Annotated in this window: 19 protein-coding genes; 11 read left to right on the plus strand and 8 right to left on the minus strand. The window is 36.7% G+C overall.

Annotated features, from left to right (window positions below):
- Positions 1-50 precede the first annotated feature (50 nt).
- The 3 genes from fabD to CZ225_RS11805 form a co-directional block, all read right to left on the minus strand.
- Positions 51-938 (minus strand): ACP S-malonyltransferase, encoded by an 888-nt coding sequence (gene fabD, locus CZ225_RS11795; protein ID WP_077154198.1) that lies wholly within the window; start codon positions 936-938, stop codon positions 51-53.
- A 76-nt stretch (positions 939-1,014) separates the two neighbouring features.
- Positions 1,015-1,827: a bifunctional hydroxymethylpyrimidine kinase/phosphomethylpyrimidine kinase gene (thiD, locus tag CZ225_RS11800; RefSeq protein ID WP_077154199.1), complete on the minus strand. Its 813-nt coding sequence runs from the start codon at positions 1,825-1,827 to the stop codon at positions 1,015-1,017.
- A gap of 580 nt (positions 1,828-2,407) precedes the next feature.
- Positions 2,408-3,460, minus strand: coding sequence for a DUF2776 domain-containing protein (locus CZ225_RS11805; protein ID WP_077154200.1), 1,053 nt, complete (start codon positions 3,458-3,460; stop codon positions 2,408-2,410).
- Positions 3,461-3,671: 211 nt separating this feature from the next.
- Between CZ225_RS11805 and ileS the strand changes: the two genes are divergently transcribed.
- The 5 genes from ileS to CZ225_RS11830 all read left to right on the plus strand — a co-directional run bounded on the left by ileS (position 3,672) and on the right by CZ225_RS11830 (position 9,780).
- Positions 3,672-7,160, plus strand: coding sequence for an isoleucine--tRNA ligase (gene ileS / locus CZ225_RS11810; protein WP_077154201.1), 3,489 nt, complete (start codon positions 3,672-3,674; stop codon positions 7,158-7,160).
- Between the two features lie 38 nt (positions 7,161-7,198).
- Entirely contained in the window at positions 7,199-7,579 is a 381-nt protein-coding gene (locus tag CZ225_RS11815; RefSeq protein ID WP_005931903.1) for a TraR/DksA family transcriptional regulator, read from the plus strand.
- A 96-nt stretch (positions 7,580-7,675) separates the two neighbouring features.
- Positions 7,676-8,329, plus strand: a complete 654-nt coding sequence (locus CZ225_RS11820; RefSeq protein WP_077154202.1) for a lipoprotein signal peptidase — start codon at positions 7,676-7,678, stop codon at positions 8,327-8,329.
- Positions 8,319-9,398 (plus strand): DUF4296 domain-containing protein, encoded by a 1,080-nt coding sequence (locus CZ225_RS11825; protein WP_077155801.1) that lies wholly within the window; start codon positions 8,319-8,321, stop codon positions 9,396-9,398. Before CZ225_RS11820 ends, CZ225_RS11825 begins: the two co-directional genes overlap by 11 nt.
- A 4-nt stretch (positions 9,399-9,402) precedes the next feature.
- The gene (locus tag CZ225_RS11830; RefSeq protein WP_077154203.1) at positions 9,403-9,780 is read left to right on the plus strand and encodes a hypothetical protein; all 378 of its coding nucleotides are present in this window, start codon (positions 9,403-9,405) and stop codon (positions 9,778-9,780) included.
- On the opposite strand, the gene CZ225_RS11835 is transcribed toward CZ225_RS11830, so the two are convergent.
- Complete coding sequence (locus tag CZ225_RS11835) at positions 9,731-10,498, minus strand: TrmH family RNA methyltransferase (RefSeq protein WP_077154204.1); 768 nt, start codon at positions 10,496-10,498, stop codon at positions 9,731-9,733. The two genes, CZ225_RS11830 and CZ225_RS11835, sit on opposite strands and share 50 nt — an antisense overlap.
- A gap of 184 nt (positions 10,499-10,682) precedes the next feature.
- Here CZ225_RS11835 and CZ225_RS11840 point away from each other — a divergent pair, with 184 nt between their 5' ends.
- From CZ225_RS11840 to tamL, 3 genes are all read left to right on the plus strand, one after another.
- Positions 10,683-11,045, plus strand: a complete 363-nt coding sequence (locus CZ225_RS11840; protein ID WP_077154205.1) for a BlaI/MecI/CopY family transcriptional regulator — start codon at positions 10,683-10,685, stop codon at positions 11,043-11,045.
- Between the two features lie 11 nt (positions 11,046-11,056).
- On the plus strand, positions 11,057-12,400 hold the full coding sequence (locus tag CZ225_RS11845; protein WP_077154206.1) for a M56 family metallopeptidase: 1,344 nt from the start codon (positions 11,057-11,059) through the stop codon (positions 12,398-12,400).
- A 209-nt stretch (positions 12,401-12,609) separates the two neighbouring features.
- Positions 12,610-14,922, plus strand: coding sequence for a translocation and assembly module lipoprotein TamL (gene tamL, locus CZ225_RS11850; protein ID WP_077154207.1), 2,313 nt, complete (start codon positions 12,610-12,612; stop codon positions 14,920-14,922).
- A gap of 60 nt (positions 14,923-14,982) precedes the next feature.
- On the opposite strand, the gene CZ225_RS11855 is transcribed toward tamL, so the two are convergent.
- The 3 genes from CZ225_RS11855 to CZ225_RS11865 form a co-directional block, all read right to left on the minus strand.
- Positions 14,983-15,537, minus strand: coding sequence for a DUF3332 domain-containing protein (locus tag CZ225_RS11855; protein ID WP_077154208.1), 555 nt, complete (start codon positions 15,535-15,537; stop codon positions 14,983-14,985).
- Between the two features lie 106 nt (positions 15,538-15,643).
- Positions 15,644-16,081 carry a DoxX family protein gene (locus CZ225_RS11860; protein ID WP_077154209.1) on the minus strand — a complete coding sequence of 146 codons (438 nt, stop codon included), beginning with the start codon at positions 16,079-16,081 and terminating at the stop codon, positions 15,644-15,646.
- Between the two features lie 150 nt (positions 16,082-16,231).
- Positions 16,232-16,666, minus strand: coding sequence for a copper resistance protein NlpE (locus CZ225_RS11865; protein WP_077154210.1), 435 nt, complete (start codon positions 16,664-16,666; stop codon positions 16,232-16,234).
- A 145-nt stretch (positions 16,667-16,811) separates the two neighbouring features.
- On the opposite strand from CZ225_RS11865, the gene CZ225_RS11870 reads away from it, so the two are divergent.
- Positions 16,812-17,063 (plus strand): DUF6965 family protein, encoded by a 252-nt coding sequence (locus CZ225_RS11870; RefSeq protein ID WP_077154211.1) that lies wholly within the window; start codon positions 16,812-16,814, stop codon positions 17,061-17,063.
- A gap of 118 nt (positions 17,064-17,181) precedes the next feature.
- Here the strand turns inward: CZ225_RS11870 and CZ225_RS11875 are convergent, their stop codons facing one another.
- Positions 17,182-17,601, minus strand: coding sequence for a BT0820 family HAD-type phosphatase (locus tag CZ225_RS11875; protein ID WP_077154212.1), 420 nt, complete (start codon positions 17,599-17,601; stop codon positions 17,182-17,184).
- Between the two features lie 101 nt (positions 17,602-17,702).
- On the opposite strand from CZ225_RS11875, the gene CZ225_RS11880 reads away from it, so the two are divergent.
- Both CZ225_RS11880 and CZ225_RS11885 read left to right on the plus strand, forming a co-directional pair.
- On the plus strand, positions 17,703-19,091 hold the full coding sequence (locus tag CZ225_RS11880) for a peptide MFS transporter (RefSeq protein WP_077154213.1): 1,389 nt from the start codon (positions 17,703-17,705) through the stop codon (positions 19,089-19,091).
- A gap of 82 nt (positions 19,092-19,173) precedes the next feature.
- A complete protein-coding gene (locus CZ225_RS11885; protein WP_077154214.1) occupies positions 19,174-19,977 on the plus strand; it encodes an MBL fold metallo-hydrolase in 804 nt (267 codons plus the stop codon).
- The last annotated feature ends 34 nt before the right edge of the window (positions 19,978-20,011 follow it).

Here is a 20,011-nt window from a genome sequence, read left to right on the forward strand (position 1 = left end):
AATGCTCCCATGAAGAACATTCCTTCCTGTGAATTATTTAATTTATTCGATTATGCTATGCCGTGGGCAACAACCGTAGAATCAATTTTCTTGATCAAACCTTGTAACACTGCACCAGGACCACATTCTGTGAAATCTGTTGCGCCATCAGCAACCATATTCTTTACAGTTTGAGTCCAACGTACTGAAGCAGTCAGCTGAGCAACCAAATTCTTTTTGATTTCTGCAGGATCAGTATGTGGAAGTGCATCTACATTCTGATAAACCGGGCATTTGGGAGTATGGATTTCAGTAGCGTTAATTGCTGCTTCTAGTTCTATTTTAGCAGGGTTCATCAATGGAGAGTGAAAAGCACCACCTACTTTCAGCGGGAGTGCACGTTTTGCTCCGGCAGCTTTCATCAGTTCGCAAGCTTTTTCGATACTTGGAACGGATCCGGAGATAACGATTTGTCCCGGGCAGTTGAAGTTCGCAGGAACACAAACATCACCTTCAGCATTTACTGCTGCACAGATTTCTTCTACTTTTTCATCCGGCAATGCGATGATAGCAGCCATAGTAGAAGGAGTAGCCTCACAAGCCTTTTGCATAGCCATCGCACGTGCATAAACCAATTTCAAACCGTCTTCGAAACTCAAAGCTCCAGCAGCAACCAATGCAGAAAATTCACCTAAAGAGTGTCCGGCAGTCATTTCAGGTTTGAAATCGTCACCCATGCAAAGAGCAGAGATTACAGAGTGCAAGAATACAGCCGGTTGAGTGACTTTTGTCTGACGCAGATCTTCGTCAGTTCCGTTGAACATGATATCTGTTATGCGGTATCCGAGGATATCATTTGCTTTTTCAAACAATTCTTTTGCTAAAGCAGAATTTTCATACAGGTCTTTACCCATTCCTACGAATTGAGCTCCTTGACCGGGAAATACAAATGCTTTCATCTTATTCAATATTTTAATTTATTGTTAATTGCGGGTGCAAAGGTACAGATTTTTATAATATGATGGCACAATTTGTTTATTTTTGTGCAGTTCGGTCGGGAAAATGCCATAATGGTCCATTGCCATGGCCAATATTTAATTCTTTTCCTGCTATAATTGCGTTATTGATGTATTCTTTGCTTTGATGAACGGCTTCATTCATTGAATATCCTTTTGCCAGATAGGTTGCAATAGCTGAGGAAAGTGTACAGCCCGTACCGTGCAAGTTTTTACTTTTAATCTTTACCTCTTTATATGTATAGGTATTACCATCTAATGTATGAAGTACGTCACACATTTCGTCGCCTGGCAGATGTCCTCCCTTTATAAGAACAGAAATATTATATAATTCAGAGAGTTCTCGTGCTGTTTCTGTCATTTCATCCGGAGTATATAATGTTTTTCCCGTAAGAATCGCAACTTCATCTAAATTGGGAGTAATTAAAGAGGTAAGTGGAAATAGTAATTTTTTTATTTCAAGAATTGCATCTTCGGTCATTAATTGACGTCCGCTGGTAGATACCATAACCGGATCGTAAACTATATTTCGGGGCTTATATTTCTTGATACAATCAGCTATAACGTGAACAATGGAAGTGTCATCAACCATTCCTATTTTGATACTATCCGGTTGCAAATCGTCCATCACAGCTTCAATCTGTTTGCAGACAATTTCGGAAGGTAATGTGTGTACAGCCTGTACTCCTAATGTGTTTTGGATCGTAATGGCTGTAATAGCAGATGCTGCATAGCCTCCTAATGCAGAAATGGTTTTGATATCTGCCTGAATGCCTGCCCCTCCCGAACAATCAGAACCGGCAATGGATAAAATGATCGGATAACGTTTCATTTCAATTTTTTTTTAATAGTTCTTCCGCAAAGATAGAATAAAATACAGTAAGGTACAAAATGAGATATCGTTTAAAATACAATAAGTACTCTTATCATATTAAAGAATTTGATATGCAAAATACACTGAACATCAAGCTTGTTGGAGCATTGAAAGAAGTAAATAAGCTATCGGGATTTCTTATCAAATGCATGAAAAGATACGGTGATTTTAAGTAAAATAACCGCATGATTTGGTTAAATTTAGCGGTTGATTGAATAGAAATGACCGCTTAATTTGGCTCAATTTTACGGTCAATTGAACTCAAATATACGGTCATTTTTTAATATTCAAATTCTAAGAAGTGACAGTAGTGACGTTTTTTTCTCCCGATATATTATTTATATATAGGAAAATAATAAATATTACTTTTTCTTTATCTAAGTAGAATATTTAATTTCTCCTTTATATATACTCCAAAAACGATAGTCACAAGTGTCACTTTGTCACAGATGCTTAATAATGAGTGAATTATAATAGCAGGTGTTTAGGGATTTCTTCCAAGTATAAAAGTTTCACCATCGCTTATCTTCAATTTCGTCTATCCCTTGCCGGATGTTCCGCTCTCCAAAATACTAACGATGGAGAATAATGTAAAGCAAATGGCTCCGAGCCCTGCCAGAACGCGAGACGGAATAAAATAATCATCATGCATCGAAGCAAGCTCGAATACGAAAGCAGCAAGGAACAAACAACTCAGTGCCGTCATTATTGGTATCAAAGGAATGCGATTGGATAATTTGAATTCATGTCTCCAGATTTTTGCCAATAAAATCACTTTGCTGGAAATACTGTAGCAGACTAATCCCAATCCGATCATAATGTATCCGATTACCCCGTTTGTACTACTTGAATCGGCAAAAATAACGAAAAGTCCCCAGACGAGAGAGATTGTTCCCATCAACAAAACGAGTTCGGGCCATTTACTACGTTCTTTCGCTGAGTATACATTACGAATTTGACGGGCAATCGTAGCTACTAAAGCAATCAAGCTGGTACAAATACATGCAATTCCTGCCATGACATGACCTGCTACGAAATAAGCAGGGTGAGAATGACTGCTTCCCAAAAGAATAAATGCCCAAATCCAGGCAACTGCTGACGTAACAATAGCTACTAATTTCAAGGCACGTTCCTGTCCTTCCGAAAAGGCTCCATCGGGTATGTCATTTCCGATACTTTTAGAATTGGCAGGAATTAGAGAAAAACGTGTGGAAGAAGTTGCAGCCGTTGCTACGCACATGGTTATCAATCCTACACCTGCTACTACATGACCTGCGACAAAAGAAGAAGAGGAAGTAGAATTTGTGAATATGCATATACCCCCGATGACGGTAATGACTGCAGTTACATAGGCAAGTATTGGCAGACCATACTTTGACGATTTATTATAAGTATGTATGATTTGCCTTATTATTGTCGCTGCTGTACAGAACAATGCAATACATATCATACCTAGTGAAAATACGACTGGACCAGCCACTACGCGGCTTGGTGCATCTCCATATCCATAAATAAATGCACCATATCCGAAGCAAAAAACAGCCATTATCAGAGGGATTGCTCTGAATAAAATACTCATTCCGTAATTCATAATTAGATTGCTTTAAAATTTCAACTAAAACAAGGGTACACTCGTTTTGTTTAGGCTCAAAGGTAATTTCTAATTGATAACTTCATGTGAATCTGATTAAAAGTCATCGCTTTTTGCTCGATTAAACAAATGTTTTTGTAAATTTGCACCCTTAAAAATGGGGATACCCCTCAAATTGTAAATTGTAAATAGTAAAATCGTAGATACAACCATGGGTAAGAGATTTACTGAATATTCGCAGTTTGACCTTTCACAGGTGAACAAAGATGTGCTGAAGAAATGGGACGAAAATCAAGTTTTCGCCAAGAGTATGACAGAACGTGAAGGCTGTCCTTCGTTTGTGTTTTTCGAAGGACCTCCCTCGGCTAACGGTATGCCGGGTATTCACCATGTAATGGCTCGTACTATTAAAGATATTTTCTGCCGTTACAAAACTATGAAAGGTTATCAGGTAAAACGTAAAGCCGGATGGGATACGCATGGACTGCCTGTAGAGCTGGGTGTGGAAAAAGCATTGGGCATTACAAAAGAAGATATCGGTAAGAAAATCTCTGTTGCTGATTATAACGCAGCTTGCCGTAAGGATGTGATGAAGTTTACCAAGGAATGGGAAGATCTGACTCACAAGATGGGATATTGGGTAGATATGAAACACCCATATATCACTTATGACAATCGTTATATTGAAACATTGTGGTGGTTGCTAAAGCAGTTGCATAAGAAAGGTTTACTCTATAAAGGATATACTATTCAGCCGTATTCACCGGCTGCAGGAACAGGATTGAGCTCTCACGAGCTGAACCAGCCCGGTTGTTATCGGGATGTAAAAGATACAACGGTTGTTGCACAGTTTAAGATGAAGAATCCTAAACCGGAAATGGCAGAATGGGGAACACCCTATTTTATCGCTTGGACAACGACACCTTGGACATTGCCTTCAAATACGGCACTTTGTGTAGGTCCGAAAATTGACTATGTAGCTGTACAATCATACAATCCTTATACAGGAGAACCCATAACAGTAGTTTTAGCGAAAGCTTTATTGAATACTCATTTCAACCCTAAAGCTGCTGACTTGAATTTAGAAGATTATAAGTTGGGAGATAAATTGGTACCATTCAAAGTGATAGCCGAATATAAAGGTCCGGATTTGGTTGGTATGGAGTATGAGCAACTTATTCCATGGGTGAAACCGGTTGAAGTATTCGAAGATGGTAGTTGGAAAGCTAGTGATAAGGCATTTCGTGTGATTCAGGGTGATTATGTAACCACAGAAGATGGTACAGGTATTGTTCATATCGCACCTACTTTCGGTGCGGATGATGCAAATGTAGCACGCGCCGCTGGAATCCCGTCTCTTTTCATGATCAATAAAAAAAGTGAGACTCGTCCTATGGTAGACCTGACAGGGAAATTCTATTTGTTGGATGAATTAGATGAGACCTTTGTAAAGGAGTGTGTAGATGTTGATAAATACAAAGAGTACCAGGGAGCATGGGTAAAGAATGCATATGATCCGCAATTTACAGTAGATGGGAAATTTGATGAGAAGGCTGCACAGGCTGCCGAATCATTGGATATTGCTATCTGTATGATGATGAAAGCAAATAATCTGGCTTTCAAAATTGAGAAGCACGTTCATAATTATCCACATTGTTGGCGTACAGATAAGCCTGTACTTTATTATCCGTTGGATAGTTGGTTCATCCGTTCTACAGCTTGTAAAGAACGCATGATGGAATTGAATAAGACTATTAACTGGAAGCCGGAATCTACTGGAACCGGTCGTTTCGGTAAATGGTTGGAAAACCTGAATGACTGGAATCTGAGCCGTTCCCGTTATTGGGGAACTCCATTACCCATCTGGCGTACGGAAGATAATACGGATGAAAAGTGCATTGAATCAGTAGAAGAACTTTATAATGAAATTGAAAAATCGGTAGCAGCCGGATTCATGAAATCGAATCCATACAAGGATAAAGGTTTTGTGCCGGGTGAGTATAGCGAGAGTAATTACAATAAGATTGATCTTCATCGTCCGTATGTGGATGATATCATTCTTGTATCTAAGGATGGAAAACCGATGAAACGTGAGATGGACTTGATCGATGTTTGGTTTGATTCAGGTTCTATGCCTTATGCGCAGATTCATTATCCTTTTGAAAATAAAGAATTGTTGGATAGCCGCCAGGTGTATCCGGCTGATTTTATAGCGGAAGGAGTAGATCAAACACGTGGTTGGTTCTTTACATTGCATGCTATAGCTACAATGGTATTTGATAGCGTATCTTATAAAGCTGTTATTTCTAATGGTTTGGTACTTGATAAGAATGGTAACAAGATGTCTAAACGTCTTGGTAATGCTGTAGATCCATTCTCAACCATTGAAAAATATGGTTCTGATCCATTACGTTGGTACATGATTACTAATTCTTCTCCATGGGATAACTTGAAGTTTGACGTGGAAGGAATTGAAGAAGTGCGTCGTAAATTCTTTGGTACTTTATATAATACATATTCATTCTTTGCACTTTATGCTAATGTGGATGGATTTGAATATAAGGAAGCTGATGTACCGATGGATGAACGTCCGGAAATTGACCGTTGGATTTTGTCTGTACTGAATAGTTTGATTAAAGAAGTAGATACTTGCTACAACGAATATGAACCGACTAAAGCCGGCCGTCTGATTTCAGACTTTGTTAATGACAACTTGTCTAACTGGTATGTACGCCTGAACCGTAAACGTTTCTGGGGTGGTGAATTTACTCAGGATAAACTGTCTGCTTACCAGACTTTATATACTTGTCTTGAAACAGTGGCTAAGTTAATGGCTCCGATTTCTCCATTCTATGCAGACCGTTTGTATATGGACTTAATCGCAGCTACAGGACGTGATAATGTTGTTTCTATCCATTTGGCCGAATTCCCAAAATATCAGGAAGACATGATAGACAAGGAATTGGAAGCACGTATGCAGATGGCTCAGGATGTTACATCTATGGTATTAGCCTTGCGTCGTAAAGTGAATATTAAAGTTCGCCAACCATTGCAATGTATCATGATTCCGGTAACAGACGATGAACAGAAAGCACATATTGAAGCTGTAAAAGCTTTAATTATGAACGAAGTGAATGTGAAAGAGATTAAGTTTGTTGATGGTGCTGCAGGAGTATTGGTGAAGAAAGTTAAATGTGACTTTAAGAAGCTGGGACCGAAATTTGGCAAACAAATGAAGGCTGTTGCTGCCGCCGTAGCTGAAATGTCACAAGAAGCAATTAACGAATTGGAGAAGAATGGCAAATATTTACTGAACTTAGATGGTGCTGAAGCTGTTATTGAAGCGTCGGATGTTGAAATCTTCAGTGAGGATATTCCGGGTTGGCTGGTTGCTAATGAAGGTAAGCTGACTGTAGCACTTGAAGTTACAATAACCGAAGAATTGCGTCGTGAAGGTATTGCCCGCGAATTGGTAAACCGTATCCAAAATATTCGTAAATCAAGCGGTTTCGAGATTACAGACAAAATAAAAATAACAATCTCGAAAAATACGCAAACAGATGATGCGGTAACAGAAAATAAAGATTATATTTGTAACCAAGTTTTGGGAACATCGCTCGAATTGGTAGATAAAGTGGAAGATGGTACAGAGTTGAACTTTGATGATTTCTCTTTGTTTGTCAATGTGATAAAAGACTAATACTAAATTATTGATTAACCTTTTAAACTAGTAAAGTTATGGCAGAAAAGACTAGATATTCGGATGCGGAACTCGAGGAATTCCGTGCCATTATTATGGAGAAGTTGGAATTGGCTCAACGTGATTATGATCAGTTGAAGATGAGTTTGATGGGATTGGATGGTAATGATACCGACGATACATCTCCTACATATAAAGTTCTTGAAGAAGGAGCAAATACGCTTTCCAAAGAAGAAACAACTCGTTTGGCGCAACGTCAACTAAAGTTCATTCAAGGATTGCAAGCTGCTTTAGTGCGTATTGAGAATAAGACGTATGGCATTTGCCGTGAAACCGGAAAGTTAATTCCTGCCGAACGATTGCGTGCTGTTCCTCATGCAACGTTAAGTATCGAAGCAAAGAACAGTGGTAAGAAATAATAGTTAGCTACAAGCTACTAGTGACGAGCTACAAGTAGCTGCGCAATATTTTCGCACGGCACTTGTAGCTCGTTATTTTTAATTTTAGACAGACAAATGAAGAAACTACTTACAAAAGGGAGGATTGCTCTGCTTGTTATCTTTTCTGTATTGATTATCGATCAAGTTATTAAAATATGGATCAAAACACACATGTATTGGCATGAAAGTATACATGTGACAGATTGGTTTTATATTTATTTCACCGAAAACAACGGAATGGCTTTCGGAATGGAAATATTTGGAAAACTTTTTCTCACCACTTTCCGTATTGTGGCGGTTGGCTTGATTGGTTGGTATCTTTATAAAATCATAAAGAAAGGTTTCAAAACAGGTTATATTATCTGTGTATCTCTGATCTTGACAGGGGCTTTGGGGAATATTATCGATAGTGTATTTTATGGAGTAATATTCAACGAAAGTACGCATTCGCAGATTGCCAGTTTTATGCCTGAAGGGGGAGGATATTCTACTTGGTTCTACGGAAAAGTAGTAGATATGTTTTATTTCCCGATAATTGATACAAATTGGCCGACATGGATGCCGTTTGTAGGCGGAGAGCATTTTATTTTCTTTAGTCCAATCTTTAATTTTGCAGACGCCGCTATTAGCTGCGGTATTATTGCTTTATTACTTTTTTATAGTAAATATCTGAATGAATCTTACCATTCATTGGATAATAAAAAGGAAAATGTGGATCATGAAAAATAGATTTCGATTTCATCTGTGTTGCATCTGTATGTTCGCGCTGGCGATTGCTGGATGTAAAGTGAAAAGACCCGATGATGTCATTCCGGAATCAAAGATGGAAGATATATTGTATGATTATCATATAGCAAAAGCTATGGGAGAAAATTTGCCTTATAATGAAAATTATAAGAAGTCTCTTTATATCGATGCTGTTTTTAAGAAATACGGTACTACAGAAGCTGTGTTTGATTCATCAATGGTTTGGTATACACGTAATACAGAGGTTTTATCGAAAGTCTATGAAAAGGTGAAAAACCGTTTGAAGAGTGAACAAGAGACTATAGGGGATTTGATTGCCAAACGCGATAAAAAGCCCAAAATGACAAGGAATGGTGATAGCATTGATGTTTGGCCTTGGCAACGTATGATACGTCTGACAGGTGAGAGGATGAATAACCGCTATTCATTTGTTTTGCCGACAGACTCGAATTACAAAGATCGTGATACATTGGTATGGGAGGTACGTTATAGCTTTTTGGAACCGGTGCTTGCTGATTCTTTGAGAGCAACGACAATGGCTTTACAAGTAATATATGAAAAGGATACAGTTAGTCATTGGAAAACATTCACCTCTCCGGGTGTTCAGCAAATTCGTTTGTATGCTGATACATTAGGTGGCATGAAGGAGATAAAAGGTTTTATTTTCTATTCGGTGGTAGATAGCTTGAAAAGTGGTGTACTATTGGCTGATCGTTTTGTTATGACTCGTTATCACTGTAAAGATACACTTTCGTTTGTTGTGCGTGATTCTCTGAATAAGATGGAAGCTCTAACAGCGGATTCTTTGAAGAAAATTTCTGCTACTAAAGAGAAAAAGGATTCTCTAAGGACTGAAGAGGGAATGAAGGATGACAATCAGCGTTTAACCCCGGAAGAAATGAATCGTCGCCGGTCGGGATCTCGCCCGGAAAAGAAACCGGAACAAATTGAAGTGGAACAGCATATTCAACAAGAACGGATAGAGCAGAGAAGAGAACGCCAGATAAATCAGCGCAGACAGCAGCAGAGGCGCAAACAGGCTACTCATTAATTGTATGAAACGTTTTGCAGCTCATTATTTGTTTTTGCCGGGTATTGGTTTTATTAAACAACATGTGGTAGAGATCGTTGAAGGAGGAAGTGTTCAGAGCATTTTTCCATTAACTGAGGAAATAGAATCTGTTGAATGGTTACCGGGAGTAATAGCATTGCTTTCCACAAATGAAATAAAAAACATTGGGATGATTTTTACAAACATCCCAATGTTTGAATCCAATCTTCCCAATGTTTCAAATCAATCTTCCCAATGTTTTTTAAAGGTATTTGAGGAGTCATTACAGAAGAGTAAAACTCTGTATCCTTGTTTATTTTATCCTTTCGATTTTATTTCCATGCAGCCTGTCGCCGAAACTCAGCACAGATTACTGCGGTAGCAATTGCTACATTAAGTGATTCCGAAGTTTCCTGGCCTTGTGGGTAATTGGGAATATATAGTTTCCGGTTAATCAAAGATTCCACTTCTTTTCCTATTCCGTTACCTTCGTTGCCCATTACAATAAGTCCATTGGTGGTTAATGGTTGTTCGTACATATTTTTTCCGTTCAGGAATGTTCCGAATATTGGTGTATCGTCTCCAAGGGAACTGATAAAATCTGGTAGGGGAGTATAATACACTTTCACTCTGGCAATTCCTCCCATGGTGGCTTGTATGGTTTTGGGGTTGTATACATCTACTGTGTTTGTTGAACAGATAATATGTTCGATGCCAAACCAATCTGCTAAACGGATAATTGTCCCGAGGTTACCGGGATCCTGTACGTCATCCAGAGCCAGACAAAGTGATTGGTGAACAATCTCCGGATTTAATTTATATTGTGGTTGTTCGAAAACAGCAAGTACTTGTTGTGGAGTTTTCAATAGACTGGCACGGGAAAGTTCTTCTTGTGAGACCTCTATGATTTCATGTGCTTTACATTCCGGGTGGCTTTGTAGCCAAGAACTTGTAGCAGCCAAAAAGCGACAAGGAAAATATCCAAGCAAATCACTAACTAGCTTGGGACCTTCTGCCAGAAACACTTGTTCTTCTTTACGTATCTTTTTTAGTTCCAACGAGTGGATATATTTGATTTTGTTCTTGCTTAGTGATGCCATATAATTGATATTTTGGACAAAGCTATAAAGATATTTCCAATTAATCGGTTATTATTTCTATTTTTTCCTGATAATTATTCAGTCTATTAACAATTATTGTACAAATAAAAACATACTATCTACTTAATTTTAGTAGATTTGCTTAAAAATAGTAGTTTGATATTCAATATAAAATAGAAGTTGTATGGAAAGATTGACGCAACAAGAAGAAGAAGTAATGATTTACTTTTGGAGAATGGGACCAAGTTTTATCCGAGAGGTCGTTAATGAAATGCCGGATCCAAAACCTCCTTATACGAGTGTAGCTTCAGTCGTTCGTAATTTAGAGAAGAAGAAGTATTTGTCGCCATTCAAATTAGGAAATTCTATTCAATACCATTCATTGGTGAAAGAAAGCGATTATAAACGTAACTTTTTGAATGGGATAGTAACCAACTATTTTACCGGTTCGTATAAAGAAATGGTTTCATTTTTTGTCCGAGATCGAAAGATCGGTAAAAAGGAGCTTGAAGAATTGATGAAAATAATAGAAAATGAGGAATCATAAACTGAATATGTATGGAATCTTTTGCAATTTATTTAATAAAAGTCAATGTTGCACTGATTGTATTATATACTTTCTATAAGTTGTCTTTTAGTAAGGATACATTTTTCAGATTGAGACGGATGATGTTACTATTAATATGTGTGACTTCATTTGTTTATCCTTTTATTGATTTTCCGGTTTGGGCTGATTGGGGTAATCATCCAGTGGGAGAAACACTTGCAGTTGTTTATGCAAAAATTCTGCCAGAAGTTTCGGTTCATGCATTCAGTACTTTTTCTGGTGCCGACAATACACGTTGGACGGTTGATACTTATTTATGGATGATATACGGAATAGGGATTGCTCTACTGATACTACGTACCACATTAGAGATGTTCAAAATGCATACTTTATTACTTCGCTCTAGTCATTGCTTTTTGAATGGTACGTATGTATATCAAACGGTAGAAATAGATGAACCATATTCATTTTTTCATTGGATATTCATTAACCCGGCACGACATTCGGATAAAGAGATCAGTGAGATATTGATACATGAGCGTACACATATGCGCGAGTTTCATTCATTGGATATTCTATTGGCTCAATTGATAATTATATTATGTTGGTTTAATCCGTTTGCATGGTTGATACGTAGCGAAATCCGTATGAATCATGAGTACCTGGCAGATAAACAAGTAATAACTTTAGGGCATGATAAAAAGTCTTATCAATACCATTTATTAGGAATGGAACATTCATCATTGGCTGCAGCAAACATATATAATAATTTTAGTGTATTACCTTTAAAAAAACGAATTATGATGTTGAATAAAAAACGAACCAGTAACATCATGTTAAGTAAATATCTGATGTTTATACCAGTAGTTGCATTATTGGTGCTTTTCAGTAATTGTGCAAATAAAGCAGAAAGCGGTGCGTCTAATGGTGAAGTAAAAAAGGATTCTTCGGCAGTGGTTAAGATTGATGATCGTAACCATGATACGAAAGAAATGGCAGAAATGAGTAAGGTAAAAGCTGATGAAGTGAAAAACGATTCCACTATTCATGATATTGTAGAAAATATGCCGGTTTTTCCGGGTGGACAGTCAGCTCTTTTGGCTTATTTAAGTGAAGAGATTGAGTATCCGACCATCGCAAAGGAAAAGCGTGTTCAAGGACGTGTTATCGTAGAATTTGTAGTTGGTAAGGATGGTTCTATTTCAGAGGCAAAAATTGTACGTAGTGTTGATCCGTATCTGGATAAAGAGGCTCTTCGTGTAATTAATAAAATGCCTAAATGGGAACCGGGTACTAATAAAGGGAAACCAGTGAATGTTAAATTTACAGTTCCTGTCACGTTCAGACTTAGATGATTGAATTCTGTTAGAAATCTTTCTTCTTACCACAGTTTGCGGAAATTATCACGGACATGTTATGAGTCATATATTATTGTTGTGAAAATTTCCGCAACTGTGGCGAAAAGTACATTTTAAATGTCATTTATCGTTTTGATAATTTCCCCGAACGGAAAATATGCTCTATCTTTGCCATACATTTTACTTCAGGTTTATAGAGATACCGTATGAGGAAAGGATTTCATGGCTTATTTACTTGTGCTATTATTATCTTGTTGCTAGCTTCGTGTACTGCTACGAAGTATGTGCCGGATGGCTCTTATCTGTTGGATGAAGTCAAAATCCATACAGATAATAAAAATGTTCGTCCTTCATCCCTGAAAATGTATGTACGTCAGAATTCCAATGCTAAATGGTTTAGTCTCATTAAAACACAGCTTTATGTTTATAACCTTTCGGGACGTGATTCAACTAAATGGGGAAATAAGTTTCTGAGAAGAATAGGTGATGCTCCTGTTATATATAATGAGGGTGAAGCTCTTCGTTCTCAGGAGGAAATTATGAAAGCAGTGCATAATATGGGCTATATGGCTGCTACCGTAAAAAGATCAACAAAAAAAAAGAAAAAGAAGATCAAATTACTGTATGATGTAACGGTTGGTGAGCCTTATATTATTCAATCTTTAAAACTCGATATACATGATACTAAAATAGATTCTATTTTAAGACAGGACTCAGTGAAGAGTTTATTAAGAGAGGGAATGATATTTGATGTAAATGTATTGGATGCAGAAAGGCAACGTATAACTAATAAGCTACTTCAAAACGGTTATTATAAGTTTAATAAAGATTATATCGGTTATACGGCAGACACTGTCCGCAATACTTATAATGTAGATTTAACTTTGCATTTACGTGCGTATAGAGCTCATGAAAATGATTCTGCCGAAGCGCATAAACAATACCAGATCAATAAGATAAATTTTATAACAGACTATGATGTATTGCAGTCGTCAGCATTAAGTAGTATTAATATAAATGATTCTATTCATTATAAAGGATTTCCTATATATTATAAAGATAAACTTTATTTGCGTCCTAAAGTGTTGACGGATAATCTTCGTTTTGCATCCGGTGATTTATATAAAGAAGAAGATGTACAGCAAACTTATTCTAGTTTTGGTCGCTTGTCTGCATTAAAATATACGAATATTCGTTTTATAGAGACTCAGGTAGGTGATACGGCAAAACTTAACTGTTATGTAATGCTGACCAAAAGCAAACATAAATCTATTGCTTTTGAAGTGGAAGGGACGAATTCAGCTGGCGACTTGGGAGCAGCAGCTTCTGTTTCTTTTCAGAATCGGAACTTGTTTCATGGGTCGGAAACTTTTATGGTCAAGTTTCGTGGAGCTTACGAAGTTATTTCCGGACTTCAGGCAGGATACTCAAATAATAATTATACAGAATTTGGGGTAGAAACAAGTATCAATTTCCCGAATTTTCTATTTCCATTTGTGTCTTCTGACTTTAAGCGTAGAATTAGGGCTACGACGGAGTTTGGATTACAATACAATTACCAGCTGCGCCCTGAATTCTTGCGTACAATGGCTTCTGCATCATGGAGCTACAAGTGGTCTCAACGTCTGAAAATTCAGCATAAGATTGATTTGATTAATATCGGTTTTCTTTATTTGCCACGTATTTCTCCTAAATTTAGAGAAGATTATATCAATAAAGGACAAAATGATATTTTCCAATATAATTATCAGGACCGACTGATTATTAATATGGGGTATAGTTATCATTACAATAGTACAGGAGGTTCTATTGTGAATAATACAATATCATCCGATTCTTATTCTATACGTTTCAATTTCGAATCGGCAGGAAATATTATGTATGCTTTATCTAAAGCGACAAATATCCGCAAGAATGATAATGGTGAATACGCTATTTTAGGAATCCCTTATGCACAATATGTCAAAGGTGAATTTGATTTTGCTAAAAATATAAGAATTGATCATCGTAACTCATTGGCTTTTCATGCAGGTATAGGGGTGGCTGTACCTTATGGAAATGCAAAGACGATTCCATTTGAGAAGCAATACTTTTCCGGTGGTGCCAATAGTGTACGTGGATGGTCGGTTCGTGATCTGGGACCAGGTTCTTTTGCAGGAAAAGGAAGCTTAATGGATCAGTCGGGAGATATTAAATTAGATGCCAGCATTGAGTATCGCAGTAAGCTGTTTTGGAAATTTCAGGGCGCGTTGTTTATTGATGCTGGTAATATTTGGACTATTCGTGATTATGCTAATCAACCAGGAGGAGTCTTCAAATTTAGTAGATTCTATAAGCAGATAGCTGTGGCATATGGCTTGGGACTTCGTTTAGATTTGGATTTCTTTATTCTCCGTTTTGATGGAGGTATGAAAGCTATAAATCCAGCTTATGAGACTAAAAAGGAACATTATCCGATCATTAATCCTAAGTTTAGTCGTGACTTTGCTTTCCATTTTGCGGTAGGATATCCTTTCTGATACAAAAAAGAGATGAAACGTGAATGTTCATCTCTTTTTTTGTATTTGTGTTTTTAGTTCTTAGCGAGCTGCAAAAAACATAGGATTACTTGTTGTAGCCTGACGAGCTGCAATCATACCTTGAGCATCAAGGGTTACATTCATTCTTTCGCCATTCGGCATGAACATATCAGCAGTACCGTCATTGTTCATTTTAACTAGAGGAGCAGTTTCACCATTGGCAACTACATTCCAAGTGTTAGTTGCTTGATCATAGATCAAATCCATAGAAGCAGTTTCGCCTTCTTTACTAATGGAATAACCATTTTCGAGTGTTTTTACCATGTAGTTTCCATTTTCTCCTTTCACCTTTTTCACGTCTCCTACATTAGCCATCGGATTGGTACCACTCCAGAATTCGATAGAGTTGATTACTAAAGCATCGGCTAGATAAGCTACACCGTAAACAGGAATGATGTTGAATGCCAAAAATACAAGTTCATTTACAAATTTGGTTCCAACAGATTGGTTCCAAGAAGTCAGACGATTAAATAAACCGAATGAACCTACACAGGAACTGAATAGTATACTTCCACTCAGTACAACTGCTACTAATGTTAGTCTGTTTCTTTTCATAACTTAACAAATTCTGATTAATAAATAATGTTACTATTATATTTCTTAATTGAATGCAAATATAATATTTTTTAATCAGCTTAAGTTATGAATTCTCTTTTTTGTTTTATTTCATTTTCCTTTTTATTAATTGATTTCCAATAAAATAATCAATAGAAAAATTACCAGGTCCTGCAATATACATGAGTATAAAGACTACTAAGTAAATGAATGCTAACTCTTTTACTACAAAGACATCATTGGCATGAATCACAAAGAAAGCGACGGACATTGTAAAGATCATTGGAATCATAGCTAGTCTATATAAAAAACCAATGATGAACCCCATTGAACATACAAGTTCTCCAAAAATGGCTAATCCGAGAGATAAGGGACTTCCTATACCTAGAGGATCAGGAAAAGTCATCGAAAGTTCCTGAAAATTACTCCATTTCTGAATGCCATGATTCATTAGTAAAATTCCGAATATAATTCGGACTGCCAATAGGAACAAAGATACTTTAGTTGTATTTGGCTTAGTAGGGAATAAAAAATTGTAAACCATAAGTTGTTCTATTTTAAGTTTATCTTTATAAACATAAAATATCTTGATTTTGTTCTTTATGGAAAGTAAATATTGAAAAATAAATAATGGGAATAAAGTAGTTGGTATACCTTAATTATTCCCACTATTTAAATGACTATGATTTGAAGATTATTCTTTATTCAAAATATAATGTTCTGCAAGTTCACCGGTAACTTCTTTTTTATCTGCTGTCAGTTTGCACAGTTGGTTTTCGCCTACTTTATAGTACGATTCTTCTCCACCTTCTTCTTTTAAAGTCAATATGTTATCTTTTAAGGTGTAGGTACCTTTTTCGTCAAAAGAACTATCCCGGTCGATATAAACAGAATGGAGGGTAAATGTTTTGTCTTTATTTAATGTGAGAATTGTTTCGATGCCCGGGCAATCGGCTGCCGGAAAAACTCCTTTATAAGTACCTTCATAATCGAGGGATGTTTCTGCACTGTGCGTATCGATTGCTTTGGTAGGAGTACTATCAATTCCAATGCCTTTATTTGCTTTTGAACTATTACCACATGATACAAGGAGCATACATGAACACGCTAAAATAAGAATTTTTTTCATGATTCTACGTTTTAAAAAATGATCTAATCTAGTTATTGAGGTGTAAAGATATGAAATAATATTTAGTTTATCTGCCATGAAAATGAACTGCAACTTTATTTATGAATTGATAAACTTATTATCTTTGTGAAAAATTACAGTGAATATGGCACAACATACTTATGACAATGAATCGGTTCAAGAATTGATAGACTGGGCGAGGAAGATGCTTGAGACTAAAAATTATCCAACGGAGAAATATCAAATTAATAAATGTACGTCCATAATAAATGGAAAACTATATTTAGAATCGTTGATTGCAATGATCTCTAGAAACTGGGAGAATCCAACGTTTTATTCTACTATTGAACAACTGTGGGAATACAGAGAAAAGTGGGAGAGTAGAGAAGAAAAGTAACTATAGAAGTAGAGATTAGAGAACTGTATTCTTTACTTATTGATGATACAAAATAATAGGAAATAAAAAAAGAATTATTCCGTATTTTGCATCATCAACTATTGTAATGGCACCATTCTTAAAATGGAAACCATTTACTTTTTTTCTTTGGAGTTGTAAACCTTTTTATGTCTGAATTGTATATCTCAGCAAAAGTCTTATTTTCCTTGATCATTTCATAAATCAATCCCCAATCGGGAAGTCCGCCAAGATTTCGGTCATCAATAAATAAGTCGGCTTTTAGTTTACGCGAAAAACTTTGGTGGTTTTTTTGTTCTTCAGGATAATCTTTATTGACTGCGTAAAACTCCAATCCTCTGTTTTTGCACCATTCTACTGCTTCATCTAACAGCTTGCCTTCCCGCACACTCCACAAGATTAAACGATGTTGCTCCTGCTGTAATAATTTTAGAGTTTCAATTGCAAAGGGAATTTCTTCTCCAATACGAGGATATCGATGCTTTACAATTGTTCCGTCAAAATCAACTGCTATGACCATAATTTATTTTAAAATACGTAATTTGTAACAAAGGTACGAACTGTACACTAAAAAAATGTATCTTTGTGTCAAATTAACATTTTAATAAAATTATATTGTACATGAACAATTCTCCTCAGCGTGCTGCCCAAGATTTTACACGAGCTTTTTGGGTCAGCAACACAGTCGAACTGTTTGAACGTATGGCATATTATGCCGTATTTATCGTTCTCACTATTTATTTATCCACTATTTTAGGTTTCAATGATTTCGAAGCAAGTCTAATTTCCGGTCTTTTCTCCGGTGGATTATATTTATTACCTATTTTCTCAGGGGCTTATGCTGATAAGATTGGTTTTCGGAAATCAATGATTTTAGCTTTTACTTTGTTGTCTATTGCTTATTTAGGGCTAGGTGCCTTGCCTACATTTCTCGAAGCGGCAGGATTGGTAAGTTATGGTGAAATAACTCAATTCAATGGTTTGCCGGATAGCTATGCTCGGTGGACGATTGTTCCTATTTTGTTTATTCTGATGATCGGTGGGTCCTTTATTAAATCCATTATTTCAGCGTCGGTAGCCAAAGAAACAACTGAAGCAACACGTGCTCGTGGATATTCCATCTTTTATATGATGGTGAATGTAGGTGCTTTCACTGGTAAAACAATTATAGATCCTCTGAGAAATATGATTGGTGAGCAAGCTTATATCTATATTAATTATTTCTCCGGGGCAATGACTATCATTGCTTTACTTGCCGTAATTCTCTTTTATAAATCTACTCATACAGCCGGTGAAGGAAAGAGCTTACATGAAATAGGACAAGGCTTTATGAGAATTGTAACGAATTGGCGTTTATTGGTTCTTATTCTGATAGTGACTGGTTTTTGGATGGTACAGCAGCAACTTTATGCAACAATGCCTAAGTATGTGATACGTATGGCTGGTGAAACAGCAAAACCAGGTTGGATTGCCAATGTAAATCCGTTTGTCGTGGTATGTTGTGTTAGTTTTATTACGCGCTTGATGGCAAAGCGTAGTGCAATAACTTCTATGAATGTGGGAATGTTTCTTATCCCAGTCTCGGCTTTATTAATGGCTTGTGGTAACATTTTAGGAAACGATATTATTTCCGGTATGAGTAATATTACTTTGATGATGGTGGCTGGTATTGTGGTGCAAGCACTTGCCGAATGTTTCATATCACCGCGTTATCTAGAGTATTTCTCATTACAGGCACCCAAAGGAGAGGAGGGTATGTATTTAGGATTTAGTCATTTACACTCTTTTCTTTCTTCTATTTTCGGTTTTGGATTGGCGGGAATCTTATTGACTAAGTATTGTCCGGATCCTGCGTTGTTTGAGACTCGAGGGGCATGGGAGGCAGCTAGCGCAAATGCTCATTATATATGGTATTATTTTGCAGCAATTGGATTGATTGCTGCCGTAGCTCTACTTTTATTCGCTAAAATTACCGAATCCATCGACAAAAAGAAGGAAACTTCTCAATAGTTATCTTCTTTTTTGCGTATATTTGCCGTCACTTTACTGTAAAAGTGGCGGCATTTTGTTTTTTAATGAAGGAAGATAAAACATGAAAGTAAGATTTATAAGTCTGGCAAGTGGCAGTAGTGGGAACTGTTATTATCTAGGCACCGAAACCTCTGGAATATTAATAGATGCAGGAATTGGCATTCGTACTATAAAAAAAACGCTGAAGGACTTCAACATTTTGATGGACAGCATACGTGCTGTATTTGTCACGCATGATCATGCAGATCACATTAAAGCCGTAGGACATTTAGGAGAGAAACTAAATATTCCTGTATATACAACAAAACGTATTCATGAAGGTATTAACCGTAGTTATTGCATGACGGAAAAACTTAGTACTTCGGTTCGTTATTTGGAGAAACAAGAGCCTATGAATCTGGATGATTTTCGTATCGAATCTTTTGAAGTTCCTCATGACGGTACTGATAATGTCGGATATTGTATAGAAGTAGATGGAAAAGTATTCTCTTTTCTGACCGACCTTGGTGAAATTACTCCTACAGCCGCTCATTATATTTGTAAAGCCAATTATTTGATACTGGAAGCTAATTATGATGAGGAAATGCTTAAGATGGGTCCTTACCCCCAATATCTGAAAGAAAGAATCACAAGTAAAACTGGACATATGAGTAATTCTGATACAGCTGAGTTCTTAGCGGAAAATATCACTGAACGTTTGGAATATATTTGGCTGTGTCATCTAAGTAAGGACAATAATCATCCAGAGTTGGCATACAAAACTGTAGAATGGAAATTAAAGAACAAAGGAGTTATTGTTGGCAAGGATGTGCAACTACTTGCTTTAAAGCGAAATACGCCTTCTGAGCTTTATATATTCGAATAACAACGAAAAAAAGACAGTAAAAAAGCTGCATTAT

Origin of the sequence: Bacteroides bouchesdurhonensis, assembly GCF_900155865.1 — a bacterium.
GTDB classification, from domain to species: Bacteria; Bacteroidota; Bacteroidia; order Bacteroidales; family Bacteroidaceae; genus Bacteroides; species Bacteroides bouchesdurhonensis.